This is a genomic window from Christiangramia sediminis, from assembly GCF_020552705.1.
Taxonomy (GTDB): Bacteria; Bacteroidota; Bacteroidia; order Flavobacteriales; family Flavobacteriaceae; genus Christiangramia; species Christiangramia sediminis.
In genome coordinates this window covers 616,149-636,718 of record NZ_JAJBZG010000002.1, presented here as the reverse complement: position 1 = coordinate 636,718, position 20,570 = coordinate 616,149, and the positions used below count along the sequence as shown (strand labels likewise).

Sequence of the window (20,570 nt, the reverse complement as noted above, 5' to 3'; positions counted from 1 at the left end):
TTAAAAACATAGGTTCAATTATTTGATTAGTCTATTAAATTGATATATTTAACCCCGATTGTCCGCGAATTATACTATGATTATGAATAAAGCACTTTATCTATTTATTATCGGTTTGCTATGCTTTTCAGCTACTAATGCTCAGGAGTTTAGCTTTGGAATTAAAGGTGGTCCCAGCTACATTATGGGAGGCCAGATTACTGGTAGAACAGGAGGTGGTACCGATTTCGGGGGGACTGTTGAAGCAGACTCTCAATTCAAATACCATGGCGGAGGATTTTTTGAAGTTAGATTCAATAAATTCCTGATACGTCCGGAAGTAATTTATAGTGCCATGGAAACTGAGTTTCAATTTCCAACCCAACCTTCTACCTATGCAGTAGATAAAATAAGTGTACCCTTGCTATTAGGATATAATGTATGGGGACCTGTTGATGTTTATGCTGGTCCTGCCTACCAAAAGATTTTGGATGCCAGCTTAGAAGGAAATGAGCCTGATCAACCTGTAATTGTTCAAAATAGCCCTTTAGCGGCCCAGGCTGGAATCAAAGCTGCTTTTGGGAGATTTGAATTAGATTTAAGATATGATCGTACTTTAGCTTCAAAAGAGCCTTATATAATCAATATTGTGAATGGGGGAGCAGAAGGATATGGAATCAATACAGCGAATTTTGATGATTCCCGACTAAACCAAATACTTCTAAGTATCAGCTTTAAGATATTTGATAGTGCAGCTAACCCAGGAAGAAGAAAAGGTGGATGTTACTTCTAGTAATATTCTATTAGATTAAATAAAAAAATGCTCCGATTCAGGAGCATTTTTTATTTAAAATATATCCGATTTAATTCTAAACCATAGTTTCCGGAGGATAAATGATAAAATTATTACTATTATCGTTATTATAGTTGCTTTCAAATATTTTCCATAGATCCAATACCCCGTACCAAATAATGCTCCGTAAATAGTAAAACATCCCAGAATTGTAGCAAGAATTCCAGAGGGAACATTCCATTCCTTCTTCTCAAATTTTTCATTAGACTGCTCAAGAACCTTTTTCCATCCCGGCCCTCCCGGCTGTGTCTTATGATAGAAAGTAGTTAGTGTGGAGAGTTTTTCTGGTCTTGTGAAATATGTAACTGTAAGCCATGAAATAGTGGTTATAAGTACAATTACCGGGTAGGTTGCCCAACCAGGAAGGATGCCTAGAACTTCCAGATTTGTTTCCGTATCAATTCCTCCAAACGCCCAAACCCCAAGACCTGTAAAATTGAACAGGATGGAGATTATACCCGATACCAGCATAGCAGTGATTTCACTCCAGGCATTAATGCGCCACCAGAACCATCTAAGCAGAAAAATAAGTCCGGTTCCTGCTCCAAACATTAGAATGATATTGAATAACTGAAGCGCATTTTGTAGGATTAAGGCCAGGGTTGCACTCACGATCATAAGAAGAACAGTACTTATTCTCCCGACATTTACGAGCTCTTTTTCAGAAGCAGATTTTTTAATATATCTGGAATAGAAATCATTCACAATATAGGATGAGCCCCAATTTAAATGCGTTGAAATTGTAGACATATAAGCCGCGACCAAGGATGCAATTACAAGGCCTAGTAGTCCCGACGGTAATTTTGTAAGCATGGCAGAATAGGCCAGATCATGACCCAATTTGTCCTGACTCACATTAGGAAATGCTTCCTGAATACTTGCAATATCAGGATAAACCACCAGGGAGGTTAAAGCCACCAAAATCCATGGCCAGGGCCGTAAGGCATAATGTAAAACATTAAAAAAGAAAGTAGCACCTATAGCATGATTCTCATTCTTTGCGGCTAACATTCGCTGGGCAACATAACCGCCACCTCCAGGTTCTGCTCCGGGATACCAGGCACTCCACCATTGAACAGCCAGGGGAATGATGAGAAGAGTTATTATTGCTTCAGTATTACTAAAATCAGGGAGAATACTTAATTTTCCTACAACATTCTCATGAACTAAAAGATTTTGTAGCCCGCCCACTTCCGGAAGATTAACGCAGTAATACGCTGCACCAACACCTCCAATAATGGCGGTAAAAAATAGAATAAAATCAGTATAAACAACTCCTTTGAATCCTCCCATTGTGCTGAATATTACCGTAACAATACCAGCCAGCCCTATGGTTTCAAGAGCTGATAATCCCAGCATTACCTGGCCTATCTTAATTGCTGCCAGTGTTACAGCTGCCATCGCCAGAACATTGAATATCACCCCAAGATAGATTGCTCTAAAAGCCCTTAAGAATTTAGCAGGTTTTCCTCCATATCTCAATTCATAGAATTCAATATCTGTATCTACATTGGATTTTCTCCAAAGTTTCGCGTATATAAAAACCGTAAGCAGGCCGGTCAGTAAGAATGCCCACCAGACCCAGTTTCCGGAAACCCCATTATTTCTAACAATATCGGTTACTAAATTTGGGGTGTCTGTAGAAAATGTAGTGGCAACCATGGATACTCCCAAAAGCCACCAGGGCATCGTCTTTCCTGATAAAAAATATTCTTTAGAACTTTTACCAGATTTTTTTGATACGTAAAATCCAACACCAAGGCTAATTGCAAAAAAGGAAAAAATCAGGATATAATCGATTATAGCTAAATCTATCATAGTTATATGGATGCAAGAGAATTTGGAGACTCAATAACGAAAATAATTCTGATATTTTAAGGTATGTAAAATAAAAAACTGAATGAAATTTATCTAAAATGAGAAAGGGATAACGTATGTCATCCCTTTTCTTGAGTTGGTTAGTTAAAGAATAAGGTTTAAAAATATCACCTATGCTATATACTTACTCGATAACCAAAACTTTGATTTTTAAAGTTATCGATATTTTTCTTATTATCCAATACAGAGTAATCCCTTAAAAATGGGAGTAAAAGATTGATCAGCTTTGTAGTTTTGCCCATCTTTTTATTAACTTTTTCAGGTGTTTCTTTTTTACGGGTGCAAGTATTTCAATTCCATATTTAGTATGAAACTTATGGGACTGGAGAAAATCAAGCTGAATCTTAAGCCAATCTTTTTCAGATATATCAGGCCGGGAGTGTTTTATTTCCAGGTATAATTTATTCGAATAATAATCATAAGTTTCAGTTCCCAGATAGAATAGATCCGCATCTGCTACAATATCTTCATATATATTATGGGTTTTCTGAGGGATTCTGGTGGCATTGATCATTCCGCAAATGGTCTTTATCTGTTCCTTAGAATAATTATAGGCAGGTAATTCTTTGGTGGCCAGCTTGCAACTTTTATCCTCATGCTCATCCCTTCCCAGCATAAAACCGGCATCGTGATAGAGTGCTGCTACCTTGATAATTTCAATTTCAGATGCGCTTAGATCTTCCTTTTCCGCAAGATAGACAGACTTCTCAACAACTGATTTTGTGTGTTCAGCATCATGATAAGAAAGAGAGCCCGGAAGATTGTTTTCAAGGCGTTCATAAACATTATTGAAAATATCAGATTTGCTCATTCTTATATATTTTTACCGGCAATAATTTCTGCATAAAGGCCTCAACAAAAGTGGAATAACGGATAGTTAGAGAACAGAGAAGGAAGCGGTTTTTCCGTTTGATAGTATCAGGTGCACTCATACCGAATAATTTGCGATCCCAAATTCAGAATTTGATCCGCAGGTTCATACCAATATACTTCAAAAATTTGATTTTGAATAATAAAGGCTTTAAACAAAGAAGGAGATAGACTCCCCAATGTCTATCTCCTTTTAAAAAAATTGAACCAATTAAATATAATTCAGACAGTAATTGCTCAATGACGCTTTCCTATAAATTATTGACTGTATTCATTTTTGTGATTTTATTAGTTTACGGTAGCGTTTCAATTCTTCAGCTACTTTTGGTGATAGAATAAATAATCCGATCATGTTGGGAACTAACATGGAGAAAATCATCGCATCACTAAAATCTGTTACAGCGCCCAGAGTTGCAGCTGCACCTATTACAGTGAAAATACAGAATAAGAGTTTATATGCGTATTCTGTTTTTCTTCCTCTTCCGAAGAGATAACTCCAGGCCTGGTAACCGTAATAAGACCAGGAGATCATGCTGGAAAATGCAAATAAGATCACTGCAAAGGATAATAAATAAGGAAACCATGAGATCCCGCTTTCCAAAGCCTGAGCCGTTAATAATACTCCTTCTTCGTCGCTTAAGGTCATATTGGGGGTAATTACATTCGTGATGATAAGAACAAGCGCTGTCATGGTACAAACTACGACCGTATCAATAAATGGCTCTAACAATGCCACTAAGCCCTCACTGGCTGGGTATTTTGTTTTTACAGCACTATGAGCAATGGAAGCACTTCCTATTCCTGCTTCATTACTAAATGCCGCTCTTTTGAATCCCTGAATCAAAACCCCGACAAAACCACCAATAACCCCTTCAGGATTAAATGCGCCATTCCAAATAGACTGAAATGCATTGGGTATTTGCTGGTAGTTCATACCTAGAATAATGAGCACAGCCAGAATATACGTAACCACCATAAAGGGCACGATCTTATCTGTCACCTTCGCTATTTTACGAATCCCGCCTATAATTACGATTCCAACGAGCATGGCCATGATAAGCCCGAATATCCACCCTCGTTCATAAAGGATACTTTCAGTGCCTCCGGTTACATGTTCAAAGAGTTTAAAAGCCTGGTTTACCTGGAACATATTTCCGCCGCCAAAACTTCCGCCGATACACATCACTGCAAAAATTATTGCGAGGATTTTCCCTAGTTTTTGAAGCCCTTTCTCTTGCAGTCCTTTCTTTAAATAGTACATAGGTCCGCCAAAAATGGTTCCTTCAGAATTTACTTCACGATATTTTACCCCAAGGGTACATTCCACAAATTTTGAAGACATCCCTAAAAGACCAATTAGAATCATCCAGAAAGTTGCGCCCGGCCCACCAATTCCCAGGGCAATCGCCACACCGGCAATATTTCCCAAACCTACTGTTGCTGAAATAGCCGCGGTTAAGGCCTGAAAATGGGTTACTTCACCATCTCCTTCAACTTTTACAGGTTCAGATTCATCTTCTTTAATTTTAACTATACTTTCCTTCGGATTGGGATTTTCCAGATGTTCATAATTTCCACGCACAACTTTTATTGCGGTAAAGAATTCCCTGATATTCACAAATCTGAAATAGATAGTAAAATAAAGAGCTCCAAGAATAAGGACTATTAATACCCAGGGAATTCCCACATTCTGGGTTAAAGGAATTTCTGCAAAAACGCCATCGATAAACCAGGTCGTCGCATTTTTAAAATAGTTATTAATCGTCTCATCTAAATTTTGAGAAGCATTTAATAATAGCATGTACATAGTTGAAGATTTCGAGACAAGTTGATCTAAAAACCTTCGTAAGTAAAGCTTAAGTACTGCTGTTTTATTTTAAATTGAATGCTTAAGCATGTGTTTGAGTATCGTCATGAGGAGTTGCAAAAGAGATAAAACCATTCTCTTTGGCGAAAGCTATTAATTGTTCTTTTCCGCCGCTACCACTAATATTAAGAAGTTTTTTGATCTGGTAGATATGGGTTTGAAAACCTTCCAGACTTATATTCATGGCATTTGCAATGTCTGAATATGAATTGTCAGCCCCAAAATAAGCCAGATTCCCCAGGACTTCTTTCTGTCGATCTGAAAAACTGACTTTTTGATTTTCTTTCAATACAGACAACTCATTTTTCATGTTTCTGATGGTATCTAAATGACTTTCATTGGAAAGTTCCATTCGATCTAACTTTGCTTTCAATTCTAAATTTTCTGTATTCAATTTTTCGGCAAGAGATTCATGATGTTCTTTTTCAGAAAGGAATTTCCAGCTGTAGAGTAAAATTGAAAACAATAGAATGAAAAGAAATTTGAATGAAATCGCTGTGATACTTCCTGTCATTGCCCAGAACTGCTGATCTAAAAGTTCCAGCGCACGATCCTGGGGAATTATACGATGGCTAACCGCAATTAAGATGAGCCCAAAAAGCGAAAAGGTTGCTAACAGCATAAACTTCATTTTTCGTGAAGTAAAAGCGCTATTCAATTCGTATAAAAGAGATAAAGCCACAAAGATTGAAACCGGAATATCTATAATCCAGATAAAATTATTACTTACCCCGGTGTTGTTATAAGAAGCCGCAATAAACACAACAGATATCATCGCCATTACCCCGCAATACAGTCCTATAAATTCTTTGGTTCCGAATCTTTTTACAAGTTTGACTATAAAACTTCGATTTTTTGAATGTTCTATGGATGGTAGAGAAAGTAAGATAAATAGAGAATTCGCCAGGGAAATGATCACTCCTGTATAGATCACAATTTGGTGAGTAACTTTTAGATTCAAAACTTCTGTAAAGATGAGATTCAGGATTGCCCCAATACCCCAGGCAAAAATTGCCAGACCAAACCATTTGATACCCTGAATAGATTTTTTTGTTGTCCCCCTTAATTTTTCCTTTATGAAAATTCGTTGAATCACAATGGCAGTAATGGTGCATACGATCGCCGTAATTGTAAATTCAATGGTTGAGAGCATAAATTTCTATTTTTACTAAGATATAGAAATTTAGATATTATATATTTCAGAAAATATAAAAGCCATTTATTGAAATCTCCAGGCTATAATTCTGCTGATCTTATTTCCCTGACCCATCTCAATAGGTTTAAAATCAGCATTTAATTTTTTCAGCTGCTTATAGATCCCGGCTAATTTTTCTTTTTTAGAGACCAGGCTTGTAAACCAGCCTACCTGAGTTTTGAACAAGACACTTTCTCTTATCATTCGTTTAATGAACAGGGCTTCACCACCGTTGCACCATAATTCGTTTGCCTGTCCGCCAAAATTTAATTCTGCTGTCTTTATACCAAGATTCTTTAATTTTCTGAAAGCTGCTTTATTCGCTTCTTTTTCTGAAGCATGAAAAGGAGGATTACACATACTGAAATGATAATACTCCCCTTCTTTGATCATTCCTTTAAAAATGCTTCCGCGGTCTTTTTGATGTCTTATTGCAATATTTTCTGAAAGATTTTGATTGGCCTGAATATTCGCTTTTGCAGCTTCTACCGATTTTTCTTCAATATCTGTTCCCAGCATTTTCCAGCCGTAAATTCTACTGGCAAGAATGGGATAAATAGCATTGGCGCCCACACCAATATCGATCCCCCTGATTTTTCCTTTTATATTTTCTTCTGATAGCAGGTCATAAAGATGATGAATATAATCTGCTCTTCCGGGAATAGGCGGACACAGATAGTTCTTCGGAATATTCCAGTTGTCAACCTCATAATGAAATTTCAGCAAAGCTTTATTTAGCTGAAGTACCGCATCCGGATAGGCGAAATTTATAGTTTCTGTACCATATTTATTCAGAAATACATAATTTGAGAGATCTGGATTAGATTTGGTTAAGGCATCAAAATTATAAGGAGCTTGATGAATATTATTCGAGTGCATTTTCTGAATTTGGAATTGGCTCAAAGGTAGATTTTTTCAAACTTATTTAATATTCTTATCAAATTCTGTAAAAGAAAGTAATGCCTATTATTGGTATGATGTTGTATTCTAAATCAATATCCCAGAACCAGTAATTCTCTTGTGGTTTTTTTTCTTTTATATTTTCTGAAATGATATACAATCCACCTAGGTCTATTTGTATTCCAAACTTCTCTGAGAAATTAAAATCTCTTCCAATTCTTAAATCCAAAAAGAAATACTTCCCTAATTCAAACTCAGTTTCAGACCTGCTATAAGTTAAGCCTCCTCGCAAATACCAGGGGCGCCTGGGAGATAAACTGGAAGCACCTGCAAAATGGTAAAGAAGATTTGCCTGTAAGGAAATGATATCTTCATCTTTCTCAGGGAATGTACCCACACTAAAACCTAATTCGGTTTGGTTAAATTGAAAGCGTCCTCCAAGATTTATCAATTCAGGAATTCCAATTCCACCTGTAATATTGAACTTTTCCTGTTCCTGACTTCGGCAGAAAAATGTATTCAAACAAACGAAAAATATTAATAATGCCTTTCTCATCATATTTATTTTAATGAACGAATAGGCTATTTTCTCTGGAGAAATAATTAATAGGGCGAGATAAGTGGTTGCTTTTGAATTCTTTAAAGCAACCTCCTATAAATTTAAGGAATAATTGAATAGCCTTGTAACTGGAAAATCATTTTTATTGTGTTTTGGATTCAAATAAAAGTTTTAGAGGTTATAATTTTCATCCTGATAGAAGATTATATAAACTCTACAATTTAGGTGTACTTTTGCGACATGGCCAATAACATTAAATCTGAAGAAGAGATTCTTAAAAAACTGAGGATATCAAAGCTCAACCCGATGCAAAAAGAAGCGGGTGCAGCGATAGGCTCAACTAACAATACTATTTTGTTATCACCTACCGGAACCGGGAAAACACTCGCCTTTCTTTTACCAGTTCTTAATGAATTGGATGCTGAAATTAGAGAAGTTCAGGCAATGATACTGGTGCCATCGCGCGAACTGGCGATCCAAATAGAGCAAGTAATTCGTGAAATGGGAACCGGTTTTAAAGCGAATGCCGTTTATGGAGGCAGATCATCGGCCAGGGACAGGATCGAGTTAAAACATCCACCAGCTATAATTATTGGCACTCCCGGGAGACTCGCAGATCATTTGCGCAGGGAAACTTTTTCTTCAGCAGCTATCAAAACTATTGTTCTGGACGAATTTGATAAATCGCTGGAAATAGGATTTGAAGAAGAAATGTCTGAGATCTTTGAGCTTTTGCCCAATATCGAAAGACGTATTTTGACTTCGGCTACGCAGAATGTGGAAATTCCTCGTTTTGTGGGCATGAAAGATGCTAAAAAGATCAATTATCTCTCTAAAGAAAAACCACTTCTTAAAGTAAAAACGGTCAATTCAAAGAACCGGGATAAACTGGAAAGTCTTTTGGATCTACTAGGCCATATTGGCAATAAACCGGGTATAATCTTTTGCAATTTTAAGGATAGTATCCAGCGGGTTAGCGAATTTCTTTCAGAAAAAAATATTCCGCATGGGACTTTTCACGGCGGAATGGAGCAACAGGATCGGGAAAGAGCCTTGATAAAGTTCAGAAATGGAACCCACCGAATCATTATTGCCACAGATCTTGCCGCCAGGGGAATCGATATTCCTGAACTTAATTTCATTATTCATTACCAGCTTCCGTTAAAAGAAGCAGAATTCACTCATAGAAACGGCAGAACTGCCCGAATGGAAGTAAAAGGTACGGCCTATGTTCTGAAATGGGAGAAAGAAGCATTACCAGAATTTATTCGGGAATCTGCAGTTCAAAAACTGGAATCTAATGCTATTAAAAAGGAAACCGAGTGGAAAACCCTTTTTATTTCCGGAGGGCGAAAAGATAAAATATCGAAAGGAGACATTGCGGGCCTGTTTTTCAAACAGGGCAAGCTTGATAAAGATGAACTGGGAACTATCGAATTAAAACAGGATTGCAGCTTTGTATCTGTAGCCGCTGCAAAAGCAGACGATATTATTAAAAATTTAGACAATTCCAGGTTGAAAAAGAAAAAAGTAAGAATAAGATTGGTTTAGAATCCAGGTTAACCGAACCATATTTCGTTTTCAATTGATTCTTCTTCGTTCTCTTTGTTCAGAGCGATCTTTGAAAGATTCTTTTTGGTGTTTAAGTATCTGCTCACGATCCTGTCAGCATAACTGGAAGTTTTAGAAGGGGTTAGAAAATTTTTAAATTCTTCAGGGTGGTTAAAATCATCTGAAGGCCCTATATATCCATAACCTGCATATTTTCCTTTATTCAGATAAATAAAAGATTTTTCTTCTTTGGTTCGTCCATTTTCGAGCACAAGACATGAATCATCATATTTGGCAATATAATCAACAGCTTTTGCTACCCGGGCATTATATTCATCTATGCTAATTTCATGCTGACAAACACCGCTGCAATTCTTGATCTTATAATGATTGCAAACTTTTACCCCGGCCTGTAATCCGCAATATTTTGGACAAAGTTCAAACTCCTCGCAAAGAAATTCCATAAATTTTATCGCTTCTTCCCGGGTATAAAATTTCATCCAGCTTACCGGCGCTATTTTATTTTTATGTAAAGCGAATTGTTCGATACCTTTTTGATTATGATAGGAGGTAAGGGTGTAGGGGCGTGAAACTTTTTTCTGTGCTTTGTTGAATTTAGGAAAATACTTCAGGATTAGTTCCGATTCTCTTAATAAGGCAAGCAGTTCATTTCCCGTAAGCTCATAATCGATGCTATAGGTTTCCTGCATCAATTTATATTTTCGATTGGATCTTTCCTGAAAATGGGATTTTATCCTGCTCTTTATATTTTTCGCTTTTCCAATGTATATAGGCCTTCCGTCTTTATCCTTAAAAAAATAAACCCCCGTTGAGGTAGGCAGTTTTTCAAAATCTGAACTTTTAAAATTTGGAGGTAAATAAGAAGCCGCTGTTTTCTGATTTAGTAGCTGATTAATTACCTCGAATTCCGGATCCAGGGATAGGCATCTGTGGAACAGGGTTACTGTAGCATCGCAATCTCCTTTTGCCCTGTGTCTGTCCAGATGGGGGATATTTATAGAAGTACAAATATTTCCTAAACTATAAGAAAACAAGCCGGGGATCAGTTTCTTAGTGAGCCTAACGGTACAAAGCCTTTTTCTTTTAAAATCCCGGTCTAAAGAGGCAAATTCAGCCCGAACAATATTATAATCAAAGTTCACATTATGAGCTACAAAGACACAATCCTGGGTGATCCTATCAACTTCGTCGGCTATTTCTGAAAACTGGGGAGCGTTGCAAAGCATTTCATCATTGATTCCCGTAAGACTTTCAATATAAAGCGGAATTGCCTGGCTGGGATTTACCAGAGATGAATATTCATCTATCACTTTTCCATTCTGTACCACGATCACACAAATTTCGGTGATCCTGTTTCCTTTGATCCCATTGCCGGTGGTCTCGATATCAGTAATGGCGAACTTCACATCTTTCATGCGGGAAAATTACTGCATAAATGGAAAATATCCAAATGATAGGAAATAATCCTATAATTACTTTAGAATTAGTCTTAATGCGTAGTGGTATTGGTGTTTTTCATGTAGACTCGATTTTTTCACCGAGAAAATTTTTAGAAATTATTTGAAAAGAAATTTAAACCACTGGCCAAAATTCTTCTTCCATAAGAATAAGGGAGAGGGCATTAAGGATTTATATTCAAGGTTATCTGAAATTTCAGAAATACTATTCCCTTTTACAAAATCCAAATTTTTCCATTTTTCCGGTTCTAAATAAAAAAAGTTTTGGTAGTCTTTATAATTGGTATGATCAAGTTTACGCCATTTAGTTATAAAGCTTTTGAAATTCACCTGATGTGAATGTCCCCAGTTTTCAAATTTGGTTTTGATCTCTGCCTCAGTCCTGGACAGGCATTCATGGAGCACAAGATTGTTGGTATAAATAACCCTTTTGCGCGTATTCCTTCCGGTTTGATAGCTGGGATAATTAGTGGCAAATTTTTGATTTCTGGACTCATCTACATATAGAATTCCACCTTCCACATATTTATATAAATTGATGAAGAACCCAGCAATTTGAACCTGATTTTTTTCAGGCCGTTTCAGATAATGATCATTATTTCTCAAGTCTTTTACGAAGTTCTTGAAATTTACAAAATACTCGTCACTGTCTATCTGAATGAGCCAATTCCCAATTCCCATTTTTTGACCAAGCATTTTACGTTCCCGTACTTCATTTTCCATGGGATTTAAGGAAGCGTCATAAAAAAAATCCTTGTAAATAGTGATCTTTTTATCGGTATCAAAATTTTCAAGCCAGGTGAAAAAAGAAGGATCGATTTCGATTGTCTTTCCAGACCAGGTTTTATGATCTTTGTCTAATGCGATGAAAATGGAGTCTGCTTTTGAATATACAGGGGGAATTGATTTTTTAAGTAATTCGTAATCATAAGACATTAAAAAGCCAACCTGAATTTTACTCATATCTTTGCTGCAATTTAGGAAACGGTTTTTTTTATTATAAACCGGTTAAAGTAACTTATTTTATGGAGTGTTACTTCCTCAAATCTCACCAGAAATTTTTAATTTCTGTAATTCTTCCACGATAATTTTCGCAGCTAGCTTACTGCCTTTTTTTGAGGGATGAAATCCATCAGCGGAATAATAATCGAAATCTCCCGTAGCCTCAAAATGTTTTTTCCAAACTTCTCCCACCGGAAATAGAAGAGCATTATTGATTTTAGCGGCTTCTTTGTGATTTTTTATGGCCTCATCAAAAGTATGGTAATAGGTTAAGGAAGGCCACACCATAAAATAAGCAAGGCGGGTTTTATTGTTTTTACAAAGTTCACTGAATTTTTTTCCGTATTCAATTAATATATCCCTGCCAAATTTCTGTGATGACGGGCCCTGCTGAATAATCACCAGGTCAAAATTATTACCGGAGATTAATTTCTGAACCTTCCCATCTCTCCAGTGATCTATTAAAGCATAATTGGGATGAGCGATCATTTCGGTATTTAGATGAATACCTTTTTTTACAGCAGTATTTTCAACAAGTTTTGGTAGGTCATTGGTATAGGTCAGACTATTTCCAATAAACAGTATTTTTATTTCTGAGTTCTGGGAAAAGGAAATTCCGAAAATCAAGAATGCCGTTAACAACAGAACAACTCGTAAGTTTCTCATTTTTAAACAGGGAATAAATGTTTTCTAAATAATATCATTATCAATTAAAACCTGAAAAGAATCCTCCATTGTTTCCTGTAATGGTCTGAAGTTTATTTTCAGATCATTTTTAATCTTCGAATTATCTGCTTTCCATGTTACATTTACATTATTTCGAATGAATTTTCTGGATAAATTTTTATTCACATAAGGTCCAATGAGGAATAATAACCATTTAGGAAGCGGTTTCGTAGGTACAGGATACTTATCACCAAACTTAGGTTCTAAAGTTTTTCCTAATTCAACAAAATTGGTGTTATGCCCAGAAGTGATATACCTGCCCTTTGCTGCTGGGGTGAATCCAGCCTGGAAATGTGCTTCAGCCACATCACGAACATCTACCAGTCCAACTCCCAATTTTGGCGCTCCCATTTTAAATGTTCCATCGCCCAATTGTTTTAATAAACTAAAACTTTTAGAAGTAGTGGCATTGGGATTTAAGGGCGGTCCCATTACTAAAGAGGGATTAATAGTAACCAGATCCCACTGCTGCTGCTCTTTGCTGATCTCCCACGCCTTCTTTTCTGCCAGGGTTTTGGAATAGGAATACGGCTGATAATCTAAAGAGGCAGTATTATTCCAGATTTCTTCGGTAAGTATATTATTGGGTGTCTCTTTAACTTCGATAGCATCAGTATAGATGGCCGCACAACTACTTGTTAAAACTACTCTTTTTACGCCCTGGGTTTTATTTGCCTGCTTCAAAACATTAGCAGTGCCTTTCACTGCCGGCTCTATTAATTCTTTTTGAGGATCGTCAAATTCTGAAGTAAATGGCGATGCTGTATGAAAAACTAATTCACAATTTTTCATAGCATCTGCATACGAACCCTCATTTAAAAGATCAGATTTAAAATATTTTATTGATCCTGTAGTATTTTTGGCAATTCCATTTAAATGATGAACTTTTTCCTCATTATCTGGATCGCGAACTGCCGCGTGAACAGTAAATCCTTCTTCTAAAAGTCTTTTTACTAACCATCCTGCAACATATCCCGTCGCTCCGGTTACCAGTACTGGTTTTGTATTATCTATAATTGCCATGAAAAATTTTATGTTGGGTTCAATTCTAAGCTATAATGTAGGCTTTTATTCCTTATTCAGAACATATTGTGATGAAATCAAGATTCATTTTACTTTATTATCCTGATTTAAGTTAAGAAAGAACTATTTATTTTTCGTTTAGGCTAAAAAAACGGAAATTCACCCTCTAAACTAACCAGGGATTTATGGCTTCAGGATTTTTTGCACTTTTGGATGATATCGCTACACTTATGGATGATGTAGCAGTAATGAGTAAGGTGGCGGGTAAAAAAACTGCCGGCCTACTGGGGGACGATCTGGCAGTAAATGCCGAAAAGGCTTCCGGTTTTCTTTCTAAAAGAGAAATCCCTGTTCTCTGGGAAATTACTAAAGGCTCTTTCATTAATAAACTAATAATACTACCTGTTGCCTTTCTGCTCAGTGCATTTGTCCCAGTTGCTATTAAAATCATATTGATTATTGGAGGTTTATATTTAGGCTATGAAGGGGCTCATAAAATTTATGAATGGATCGTTCCTCATAAAGAAAAAGAAGATGTTCACGATTTGCAGGACCTTTCAAAGGAAGAAATGCTGAAACATGAAAAAGATAAAATTAAATCTGCAATCTTAGTTGATTTTATTTTATCTGTTGAAATAGTAATTATTGCCTTAAGTACTGTGGAACAGGCAGAGCTTTTAAATCAAATTATAGTAGTATCCATAATTGCAATTGTAGCAACCGTTGGCGTATACGGTATTGTTGCCTTAATTGTAAGAATGGATGAATTTGGGGTAAAGCTTATTAATATGAACGAACAGGAGAATAGTTTTTCAGATAAAATGGGTCACTTTCTGGTCAATTCACTTCCCTGGATAATAAAATCTTTAAGTATCATAGGGACTATTGCATTAATACTTGTATCCGGAGGCATCTTTGTTCATAATCTTCATTTTATACATGAGCTGGTGCATAGTTTACCTTCTATTGTAGGAGAGTTTCTGGTGGGATTGGTGGTAGGATTCGTTATTCTTCCAATAGTAGGCTTACTTAAAAAAGCCTGGAAGGCAGTTTTTAAAAACTGAGAATCTTTGAGTTTACTAATATTAATTTCTCTTTTTTTTCTGTTTTCCGTTAATAAGTTCTCCTGAACAATTGTTAATTAAGAATATAATTTTATGATTTCATCTTATTTATTCTAATTTCCGTCAAAATTCAAAATAACTGGTGAGAGTCAGTTTTAAACAAATAAAATTATATGAGAAATTTTTTCAAGTCTCCGGAAACTTCCGGATTACTAGAATCTTTCACTCAACCTGGTAAAAGGTTGTATAAAGGTTTATTTACGGTAGCTATAAGTTCAATGCTGCTAGTTTCCTGTTCTGAAGATTCTGTAGATTCAGTTCAGTCAGATATGGATACAAGTGCAAAGCAAGAGTTTGAGTTGTTTACTCCCGAAAACGGAATGATTAGAATTGATCCAAAATCTAAGCTGTCCAGCGACGAATTTAATAAAAGAGCGACCGAAGCTCCAGGTGTAGATCGCGGGCGATTCAATATTTCTTTAAAATATTTAGTACCAGTAACAGATAGACAGAGAGAAGTATTTGAAGCAGCCGCAGCGAGATGGGAGCGAATTATTATAAAAGATGAGTCTTCCTTTCCTCAGGCAGATGTGGCAGGATTTGCTCTTCCTTCAGCATTTGTAGGATTTCCAGCTGTAAATGCCGACGCTGCTATTGATGATGTGGTAATTGAAGTAGCTTTAACGCCAATTGATGGACCTGGAAAAGTTCTGGGTTCTGCAGGACCTAGATTTGTACGTACCAGTAACCGTTTGCCTTTTAGCGGAGTGATGCGATTTGATGTAGAGGACCTAGCATTTTTAGATGAATTAGACCTATTTGAGGATGTGATTGTTCACGAAATGGGACACGTATTAGGAGTAGGTACATTATGGAATTCTGGAGGTAAAATGTTAAGCCAGGGACCTGCGAGCAATCCTTATTTCACAGGAGAAATGGCAAATGTATTTTGGAATGCTGAAGGTGGAGAATTTGAACTTCCTATAGAAAATATAGGTGGTCCAGGTACTGCCGGGGGACACTGGAGAGAATCTTTATTGCGTAACGAACTGATGACCGGATTTATCAACCTGGGAGAGAATCCTCTAAGCCGTATTACAGCTGGATCTATGAAAGATCTAGGATATGGAGCTGCTACTGTTGGTGAACAGTACGATTTAGCTAAAGGTACTCCTGGAGTGGATATCAGTGAACTTGATGCTATGAATGCTGATGGCAGTGAAGGATTAAATATTGCTGATAGCGAGATTCTTCTTGCTCCAATTGGAGAAGTTGTAGATAAATAGAAATTACCAGACTTTCTGATATTGAAAGTATGGTCAAAATTTAAAAGTCCGATTCATTACATAATGCGATCGGGCTTTTTTATTTTAAATATCTTCGAATTTGATTCTAATTATAATAATTCTTCACAATAAAAATTAAAGATCTGAGAAGGCAATAATTATGAGTTTTTTTAAAGCATTAAAAAGCTTTTTCCATAGTCTTTCAATGAATTTGTTCCTTATTAGAGATTAATCTGATGAATGTCATTAATTACAGCACACGAATACTGTATATTTAACTTAAAATCAATTCATTATGAATCATGGATTCCAATACCATATGGGGTAATGTCAAAAGTTTTTTTGCTGAAGTAGGGGATATGGCTTATTTTGCCGGTCGCTTTTTTATTGAAGTATTTAAATCTCCATTTGAATTCCGGGAGCTGTTACGCCAATGTTATAATATGGGTAACCGCTCACTATTGCTTGTAAGTGTAACGGGATTCATCCTTGGTTTGGTTTTTACGCTACAGTCCAGGCCTACTCTTATGGAATTCGGAGCAGAATCCTGGATGCCATCTATGGTTAGTATTTCCATTGTTAGAGAAATTGGCCCTGTGATCATCGCGCTTATTTGTGCCGGCAGGATAGGTTCAGGAATTGGTGCAGAACTCGGTTCTATGAGAGTTACCGAACAAATTGACGCCATGGAAGTTTCAGGCACCAACCCGTTTAAATATCTGGTGGTAACCAGAATTGTAGCAACAACATTAATGTTGCCTCTATTAATACTCATTGGGGATGCTATTGCACTTTTTGGTTCCGCGATCATAGAGAATTTAAAAGGAGAAGTTTCATTTCTGCTTTATTTCAATCAGGTATTTGATGCACTTACTTTTGCAGATGTGATACCCGCTACCATAAAATCTTTCTTTTTTGGTTTTGCCATAGGTCTGGTAGGATGTTATAAAGGTTATTATTGTTCTAAAGGCACAGTGGGAGTGGGGGAAGCCTCTAATGCGGCTGTAGTCTATACTTCTATGCTTCTATTCGTAATAGATTTTATTGCTGTTTTTGCAGCAGATATATTTTATGGCTAATGGAAGATCTAAAGAACATAGAACCTATCCTGGAGATTAAAGATCTGAAAAAATCTTTTGCCGGGAATGCTGTTTTGAACGGATTTAATCTGAAGCTTTTTGAAGGTGAAAATCTTGTAGTAATGGGAAAATCTGGTTCAGGAAAGTCTGTGATGATAAAATGTCTGGTAGGTCTTTTACAAGCTGATAGCGGAATCATAAGGATTAAAGACCAGGATATTGAAGTTCTGGGTCGGGCCGAATTAGATTTATTGAGAACCCATATTGGTTTTTTATTTCAGGGTAGCGCTTTGTATGATTCCATGACGGTTCGTGAAAATCTTGAATTTCCACTTAGAAGGCACAAGAAAAAACTTAAGCTAAATGAAAGTACTGAAAGTCTGGTTCAGGAAGCTTTAAGAAATGTAGGTCTGGAACATACGATAGATCTAATGCCTTCAGAATTATCTGGAGGGATGCAAAGAAGAGTGGCGCTGGCCCGTGCTCTTATACTCAAACCGGAAATTATCTTGTATGATGAGCCAACCACAGGACTCGATCCCATTACATCTAAAGAGATCATAGAATTAATGAGAAACATCCAACATACCTATAATACCTCTTCTTTGATAATAACTCATGATGTGGATTGTGCCAGGGTGATCTCCAACCGAATGATTCTCCTGGTGGATGGTATCAATTATATGCAGGGAACTTTTGAAGAGCTATCAAATTCTAAAGATCCAAAAGTACAGGCCTTTTTTAAAAATTAAAGCTCATGGCAACAACAACCTCACAAAAAATAAAACTTGGTGTTTTCGTGATCCTCGGAACACTCATACTTATATCAGCTCTTTTCTTTATTGGAAACAGGCAGCATTTATTCACTAAAAACATTTCTATTTATGCCCAATTTGAAAATGTAAATGGATTACAAATTGGTAATAATGTTAGATATTCGGGGATCAATGTAGGAACGGTTAGTAAAATTGAAATGTTGGCCGAATCCAGAATCCTGGTTCAAATGGTGGTGGAAGAATCTACAGGTAAGTTTATTAAAAAAGATGCCATTGCCACGATAGGCTCAGATGGTTTGGTGGGAAGCATGGTGGTAAACATTTTACCTGGAAAAGAAAATTTAAAGTCCGTCATTCCTGGTGATACCATAGAAACCTATAGTAGAATAGGTGCCGACGATATGCTGTCCACTCTGAATCAAACCAATGAAAATGCTGCGTTGCTTACCTCAGATCTCCTTAAGATCACTAATAAAATACTGGAAGCAAAGGGAACTTTAGGAGTTTTGGTTAGTGATACTATTCTTGCACAGGATATAAAACTAATTCTAAATAATCTAAAAGAAACAAGTGAACAAACCACCCTGGCAATGCAAAAAATAAACAGAGAACTGGCTAACATTGATTTCAATGAAAGTATTGCCGGTACTTTATTGAGTGATACGCTGGCCCGGAATCGTCTGGAAAAAATAATTATAAGTCTTGACTCTTCCAGTCACGAAATTTCTGGTATTACAAAGAATGTAAACGCAATGATAAAGGAAATTAAAGAAGGAGAAGGAGCTTTAAATTATTTCACTCAGAACAGGGAATTAGTTGAGAATATAGATACGACCATGATTAATTTTAAAGAGTCCTCAATAAAGCTCAACGAAAATATGGAAGCATTGAAACACAATTTTTTCTTTCGTGGATATTTTAGAAAACTGGAGCGACAAAAGAATAGAGAGGCTCAAAAAAATTAGAAGCTTATTCTTTGGCGATACTATTTTTGATCTTTTCAGTATTTTCAATAAAAAGAGGAGCTTTTTCTTCCAATACTTTTTTAGCTTCCATATAGCCTATGTTAAAAATTTTATCCATGGTTTTTAAGCTGAATATTCCATAGTTTTCGAGTTCGCCTGGACAAAACATGATATCACAGTATTTGAATTTTGAAAGACATTGATGATCCAGGCTAATTTGATATGCCCGGGTAATAACCTGATAGGAATGCTTTAAACCATTTGGATGAATGTTTTTCAACGGATTCACGTAACCCCCGATAATTTTGTCACAACTGGCTTGTAATGGTTCCACGGGGAAATTATTTACAATACCGCCATCGGCAAATAAACCTTTCTTAAATTGAACGGGAGTAAATATACCCGGGATGGATGCAGATGCTAATAAGGGATTAATGAGCTCTCCGGTTTCAAAGATCCTTAAATTTCCATCTATTAAATTAGTGGTGTTTACATAGAGTTTTTTTTGCAGGATACTGAAATTATCTTCTGTGAAAAATTTTAAGAACTCCTGGTGAAATTTTGCTGTATCTATAAATCCCGGTTTATTACGGGCATAACGTTTATAGTGAAAAATAGGCACCGATTTAAAGAACCCAAGAATTCTTTCCCATGAAGCGCCGGAAGCATACATAGCTCCAATGATAGCACCCGCACTGGTTCCAGAAATATGGGTGATATTGATCCCGTATTCCTCCAAAGCTTTTATAAAGCCAATTTGCGCTACTCCGCGCGCCCCACCACCAGATAACACCAAACCTATATTCATATAAATCTTTTATTGCATTAAAATCCCAAGCTATTTCAGCTAATTTTAAAATACGGATTTTCTGAGAATTAATTTGAGTATTGATGTTTTTCCTATAAAAGATCATTGTAGAACCTAGCTTCAACATCTATCTAAAATGAATTGAAATTCATAACGGTAAACATCTGTAAGTATGATTTTCAACATTTACTTCAGCTCAATCATATCTTCTTATTTTATCAAATTTCCAGTTTTACTCCAAACTTTAGAATGATATATATCATTTCTAATGTGGTTGATGCATTCTAAATTAGATGATGAATTAAAGAAAACTCATGATGGAAGTATCTATCATTTTAGCGAAATTTTGGGGATGGTATCTACTTATTTTCTTTACCACCTTAAGCGTACGACCTTCCCGAATTAAACAGATTTTCGAGGATCTTAAAGACCAGAAGTTTGTGATTATCGCTTCGTTTCTGGCCACTGTAATTGGTTTGGTCAATATTTTACTGCACAATTCCTGGGAATCCAACTGGACGATTATAATCACCCTTATTGGATGGACTTCTCTAATTCTGGGAATTGTATTATTCGCTTTTCAGCAAATGGCCACTAATTTTTTATTAGAAGTAAATATTAAACTGGTACAGGTGTTATACATGTTATTATTTATCCTGGGATTGTATTTATTGAATATGGGATATCAATTGATTTTATATTAAATACTTT

At 36.3% G+C, this 20,570-nt stretch carries 19 protein-coding genes; 8 read left to right on the top strand and 11 right to left on the bottom strand.

Annotation, left to right across the window (positions count from 1 at the left end; all coding sequences use genetic code 11):
• Positions 1-82 precede the first annotated feature (82 nt).
• The gene (locus tag LGQ90_RS07275; RefSeq protein ID WP_229339650.1) at positions 83-772 is read left to right on the top strand and encodes a porin family protein; all 690 of its coding nucleotides are present in this window, start codon (positions 83-85) and stop codon (positions 770-772) included.
• Between the two features lie 54 nt (positions 773-826).
• On the opposite strand, the gene LGQ90_RS07270 is transcribed toward LGQ90_RS07275, so the two are convergent.
• The 6 genes from LGQ90_RS07270 to LGQ90_RS07245 form a co-directional block, all read right to left on the bottom strand.
• Positions 827-2,650, bottom strand: coding sequence for a sodium:solute symporter family protein (locus LGQ90_RS07270; RefSeq protein WP_229339648.1), 1,824 nt, complete (start codon positions 2,648-2,650; stop codon positions 827-829).
• Between the two features lie 280 nt (positions 2,651-2,930).
• A complete protein-coding gene (locus LGQ90_RS07265) occupies positions 2,931-3,521 on the bottom strand; it encodes an HD domain-containing protein (protein ID WP_229339647.1) in 591 nt (196 codons plus the stop codon).
• 330 nt (positions 3,522-3,851) lie between these two features.
• Positions 3,852-5,387: an alanine/glycine:cation symporter family protein gene (locus tag LGQ90_RS07260; RefSeq protein ID WP_229339645.1), complete on the bottom strand. Its 1,536-nt coding sequence runs from the start codon at positions 5,385-5,387 to the stop codon at positions 3,852-3,854.
• Between the two features lie 82 nt (positions 5,388-5,469).
• A complete protein-coding gene (locus LGQ90_RS07255) occupies positions 5,470-6,600 on the bottom strand; it encodes a helix-turn-helix transcriptional regulator (protein ID WP_229339643.1) in 1,131 nt (376 codons plus the stop codon).
• A 66-nt stretch (positions 6,601-6,666) separates the two neighbouring features.
• Complete coding sequence (gene rlmF, locus LGQ90_RS07250; RefSeq protein ID WP_229340063.1) at positions 6,667-7,521, bottom strand: 23S rRNA (adenine(1618)-N(6))-methyltransferase RlmF; 855 nt, start codon at positions 7,519-7,521, stop codon at positions 6,667-6,669.
• A gap of 58 nt (positions 7,522-7,579) precedes the next feature.
• The gene (locus LGQ90_RS07245; RefSeq protein WP_229339642.1) at positions 7,580-8,098 is read right to left on the bottom strand and encodes a hypothetical protein; all 519 of its coding nucleotides are present in this window, start codon (positions 8,096-8,098) and stop codon (positions 7,580-7,582) included.
• 243 nt (positions 8,099-8,341) lie between these two features.
• Between LGQ90_RS07245 and LGQ90_RS07240 the strand changes: the two genes are divergently transcribed.
• A complete protein-coding gene (locus tag LGQ90_RS07240; protein ID WP_229339640.1) occupies positions 8,342-9,652 on the top strand; it encodes a DEAD/DEAH box helicase in 1,311 nt (436 codons plus the stop codon).
• Positions 9,653-9,660: 8 nt separating this feature from the next.
• On the opposite strand, the gene LGQ90_RS07235 is transcribed toward LGQ90_RS07240, so the two are convergent.
• From LGQ90_RS07235 to LGQ90_RS07220, 4 genes are all read right to left on the bottom strand, one after another.
• Positions 9,661-11,088, bottom strand: coding sequence for an exonuclease domain-containing protein (locus tag LGQ90_RS07235; RefSeq protein WP_229339638.1), 1,428 nt, complete (start codon positions 11,086-11,088; stop codon positions 9,661-9,663).
• 141 nt (positions 11,089-11,229) lie between these two features.
• Positions 11,230-12,093: a hypothetical protein gene (locus LGQ90_RS07230; RefSeq protein WP_229339636.1), complete on the bottom strand. Its 864-nt coding sequence runs from the start codon at positions 12,091-12,093 to the stop codon at positions 11,230-11,232.
• Positions 12,094-12,171: 78 nt separating this feature from the next.
• Entirely contained in the window at positions 12,172-12,798 is a 627-nt protein-coding gene (locus LGQ90_RS07225) for an SGNH/GDSL hydrolase family protein (RefSeq protein WP_229339634.1), read from the bottom strand.
• A gap of 24 nt (positions 12,799-12,822) precedes the next feature.
• On the bottom strand, positions 12,823-13,881 hold the full coding sequence (locus LGQ90_RS07220) for an NAD-dependent epimerase/dehydratase family protein (protein WP_229339632.1): 1,059 nt from the start codon (positions 13,879-13,881) through the stop codon (positions 12,823-12,825).
• 185 nt (positions 13,882-14,066) lie between these two features.
• On the opposite strand from LGQ90_RS07220, the gene LGQ90_RS07215 reads away from it, so the two are divergent.
• The 5 genes from LGQ90_RS07215 (at position 14,067) to LGQ90_RS07195 (ending at position 19,051) form a co-directional block, all read left to right on the top strand.
• Positions 14,067-14,945, top strand: coding sequence for a DUF808 domain-containing protein (locus LGQ90_RS07215; protein ID WP_229339630.1), 879 nt, complete (start codon positions 14,067-14,069; stop codon positions 14,943-14,945).
• Between the two features lie 173 nt (positions 14,946-15,118).
• Positions 15,119-16,231, top strand: a complete 1,113-nt coding sequence (locus LGQ90_RS07210) for a leishmanolysin-related zinc metalloendopeptidase (protein ID WP_229339628.1) — start codon at positions 15,119-15,121, stop codon at positions 16,229-16,231.
• Positions 16,232-16,533: 302 nt separating this feature from the next.
• Positions 16,534-17,310 carry an MlaE family ABC transporter permease gene (locus LGQ90_RS07205; protein WP_229339626.1) on the top strand — a complete coding sequence of 259 codons (777 nt, stop codon included), beginning with the start codon at positions 16,534-16,536 and terminating at the stop codon, positions 17,308-17,310.
• Positions 17,310-18,062, top strand: coding sequence for an ABC transporter ATP-binding protein (locus LGQ90_RS07200; protein WP_229339624.1), 753 nt, complete (start codon positions 17,310-17,312; stop codon positions 18,060-18,062). The genes LGQ90_RS07205 and LGQ90_RS07200 overlap by 1 nt, the downstream gene beginning before the upstream one ends.
• Positions 18,063-18,067: 5 nt before the next feature.
• Positions 18,068-19,051 carry an MlaD family protein gene (locus LGQ90_RS07195; RefSeq protein WP_229339622.1) on the top strand — a complete coding sequence of 328 codons (984 nt, stop codon included), beginning with the start codon at positions 18,068-18,070 and terminating at the stop codon, positions 19,049-19,051.
• 4 nt (positions 19,052-19,055) lie between these two features.
• On the opposite strand, the gene LGQ90_RS07190 is transcribed toward LGQ90_RS07195, so the two are convergent.
• Complete coding sequence (locus tag LGQ90_RS07190) at positions 19,056-19,859, bottom strand: patatin-like phospholipase family protein (protein ID WP_229339620.1); 804 nt, start codon at positions 19,857-19,859, stop codon at positions 19,056-19,058.
• Positions 19,860-20,173: 314 nt separating this feature from the next.
• Here LGQ90_RS07190 and LGQ90_RS07185 point away from each other — a divergent pair, with 314 nt between their 5' ends.
• A complete protein-coding gene (locus LGQ90_RS07185; RefSeq protein WP_229339618.1) occupies positions 20,174-20,563 on the top strand; it encodes a hypothetical protein in 390 nt (129 codons plus the stop codon).
• Positions 20,564-20,570 lie beyond the last annotated feature (7 nt).

Coding starts and splice junctions, on each gene's coding strand:
- LGQ90_RS07275 (WP_229339650.1), top strand. CDS start 83: ATGAATAAAGCACTTTATCTATTTATTATCGGTTTGCTATGCTTTTCA.
- LGQ90_RS07270 (WP_229339648.1), bottom strand. CDS start 2,650: ATGATAGATTTAGCTATAATCGATTATATCCTGATTTTTTCCTTTTTT.
- LGQ90_RS07265 (WP_229339647.1), bottom strand. CDS start 3,521: ATGAGCAAATCTGATATTTTCAATAATGTTTATGAACGCCTTGAAAAC.
- LGQ90_RS07260 (WP_229339645.1), bottom strand. CDS start 5,387: ATGTACATGCTATTATTAAATGCTTCTCAAAATTTAGATGAGACGATT.
- LGQ90_RS07255 (WP_229339643.1), bottom strand. CDS start 6,600: ATGCTCTCAACCATTGAATTTACAATTACGGCGATCGTATGCACCATT.
- rlmF (WP_229340063.1), bottom strand. CDS start 7,521: ATGCACTCGAATAATATTCATCAAGCTCCTTATAATTTTGATGCCTTA.
- LGQ90_RS07245 (WP_229339642.1), bottom strand. CDS start 8,098: ATGAGAAAGGCATTATTAATATTTTTCGTTTGTTTGAATACATTTTTC.
- LGQ90_RS07240 (WP_229339640.1), top strand. CDS start 8,342: ATGGCCAATAACATTAAATCTGAAGAAGAGATTCTTAAAAAACTGAGG.
- LGQ90_RS07235 (WP_229339638.1), bottom strand. CDS start 11,088: ATGAAAGATGTGAAGTTCGCCATTACTGATATCGAGACCACCGGCAAT.
- LGQ90_RS07230 (WP_229339636.1), bottom strand. CDS start 12,093: ATGAGTAAAATTCAGGTTGGCTTTTTAATGTCTTATGATTACGAATTA.
- LGQ90_RS07225 (WP_229339634.1), bottom strand. CDS start 12,798: ATGAGAAACTTACGAGTTGTTCTGTTGTTAACGGCATTCTTGATTTTC.
- LGQ90_RS07220 (WP_229339632.1), bottom strand. CDS start 13,881: ATGGCAATTATAGATAATACAAAACCAGTACTGGTAACCGGAGCGACG.
- LGQ90_RS07215 (WP_229339630.1), top strand. CDS start 14,067: ATGGCTTCAGGATTTTTTGCACTTTTGGATGATATCGCTACACTTATG.
- LGQ90_RS07210 (WP_229339628.1), top strand. CDS start 15,119: ATGAGAAATTTTTTCAAGTCTCCGGAAACTTCCGGATTACTAGAATCT.
- LGQ90_RS07205 (WP_229339626.1), top strand. CDS start 16,534: ATGGATTCCAATACCATATGGGGTAATGTCAAAAGTTTTTTTGCTGAA.
- LGQ90_RS07200 (WP_229339624.1), top strand. CDS start 17,310: ATGGAAGATCTAAAGAACATAGAACCTATCCTGGAGATTAAAGATCTG.
- LGQ90_RS07195 (WP_229339622.1), top strand. CDS start 18,068: ATGGCAACAACAACCTCACAAAAAATAAAACTTGGTGTTTTCGTGATC.
- LGQ90_RS07190 (WP_229339620.1), bottom strand. CDS start 19,859: ATGAATATAGGTTTGGTGTTATCTGGTGGTGGGGCGCGCGGAGTAGCG.
- LGQ90_RS07185 (WP_229339618.1), top strand. CDS start 20,174: ATGATGGAAGTATCTATCATTTTAGCGAAATTTTGGGGATGGTATCTA.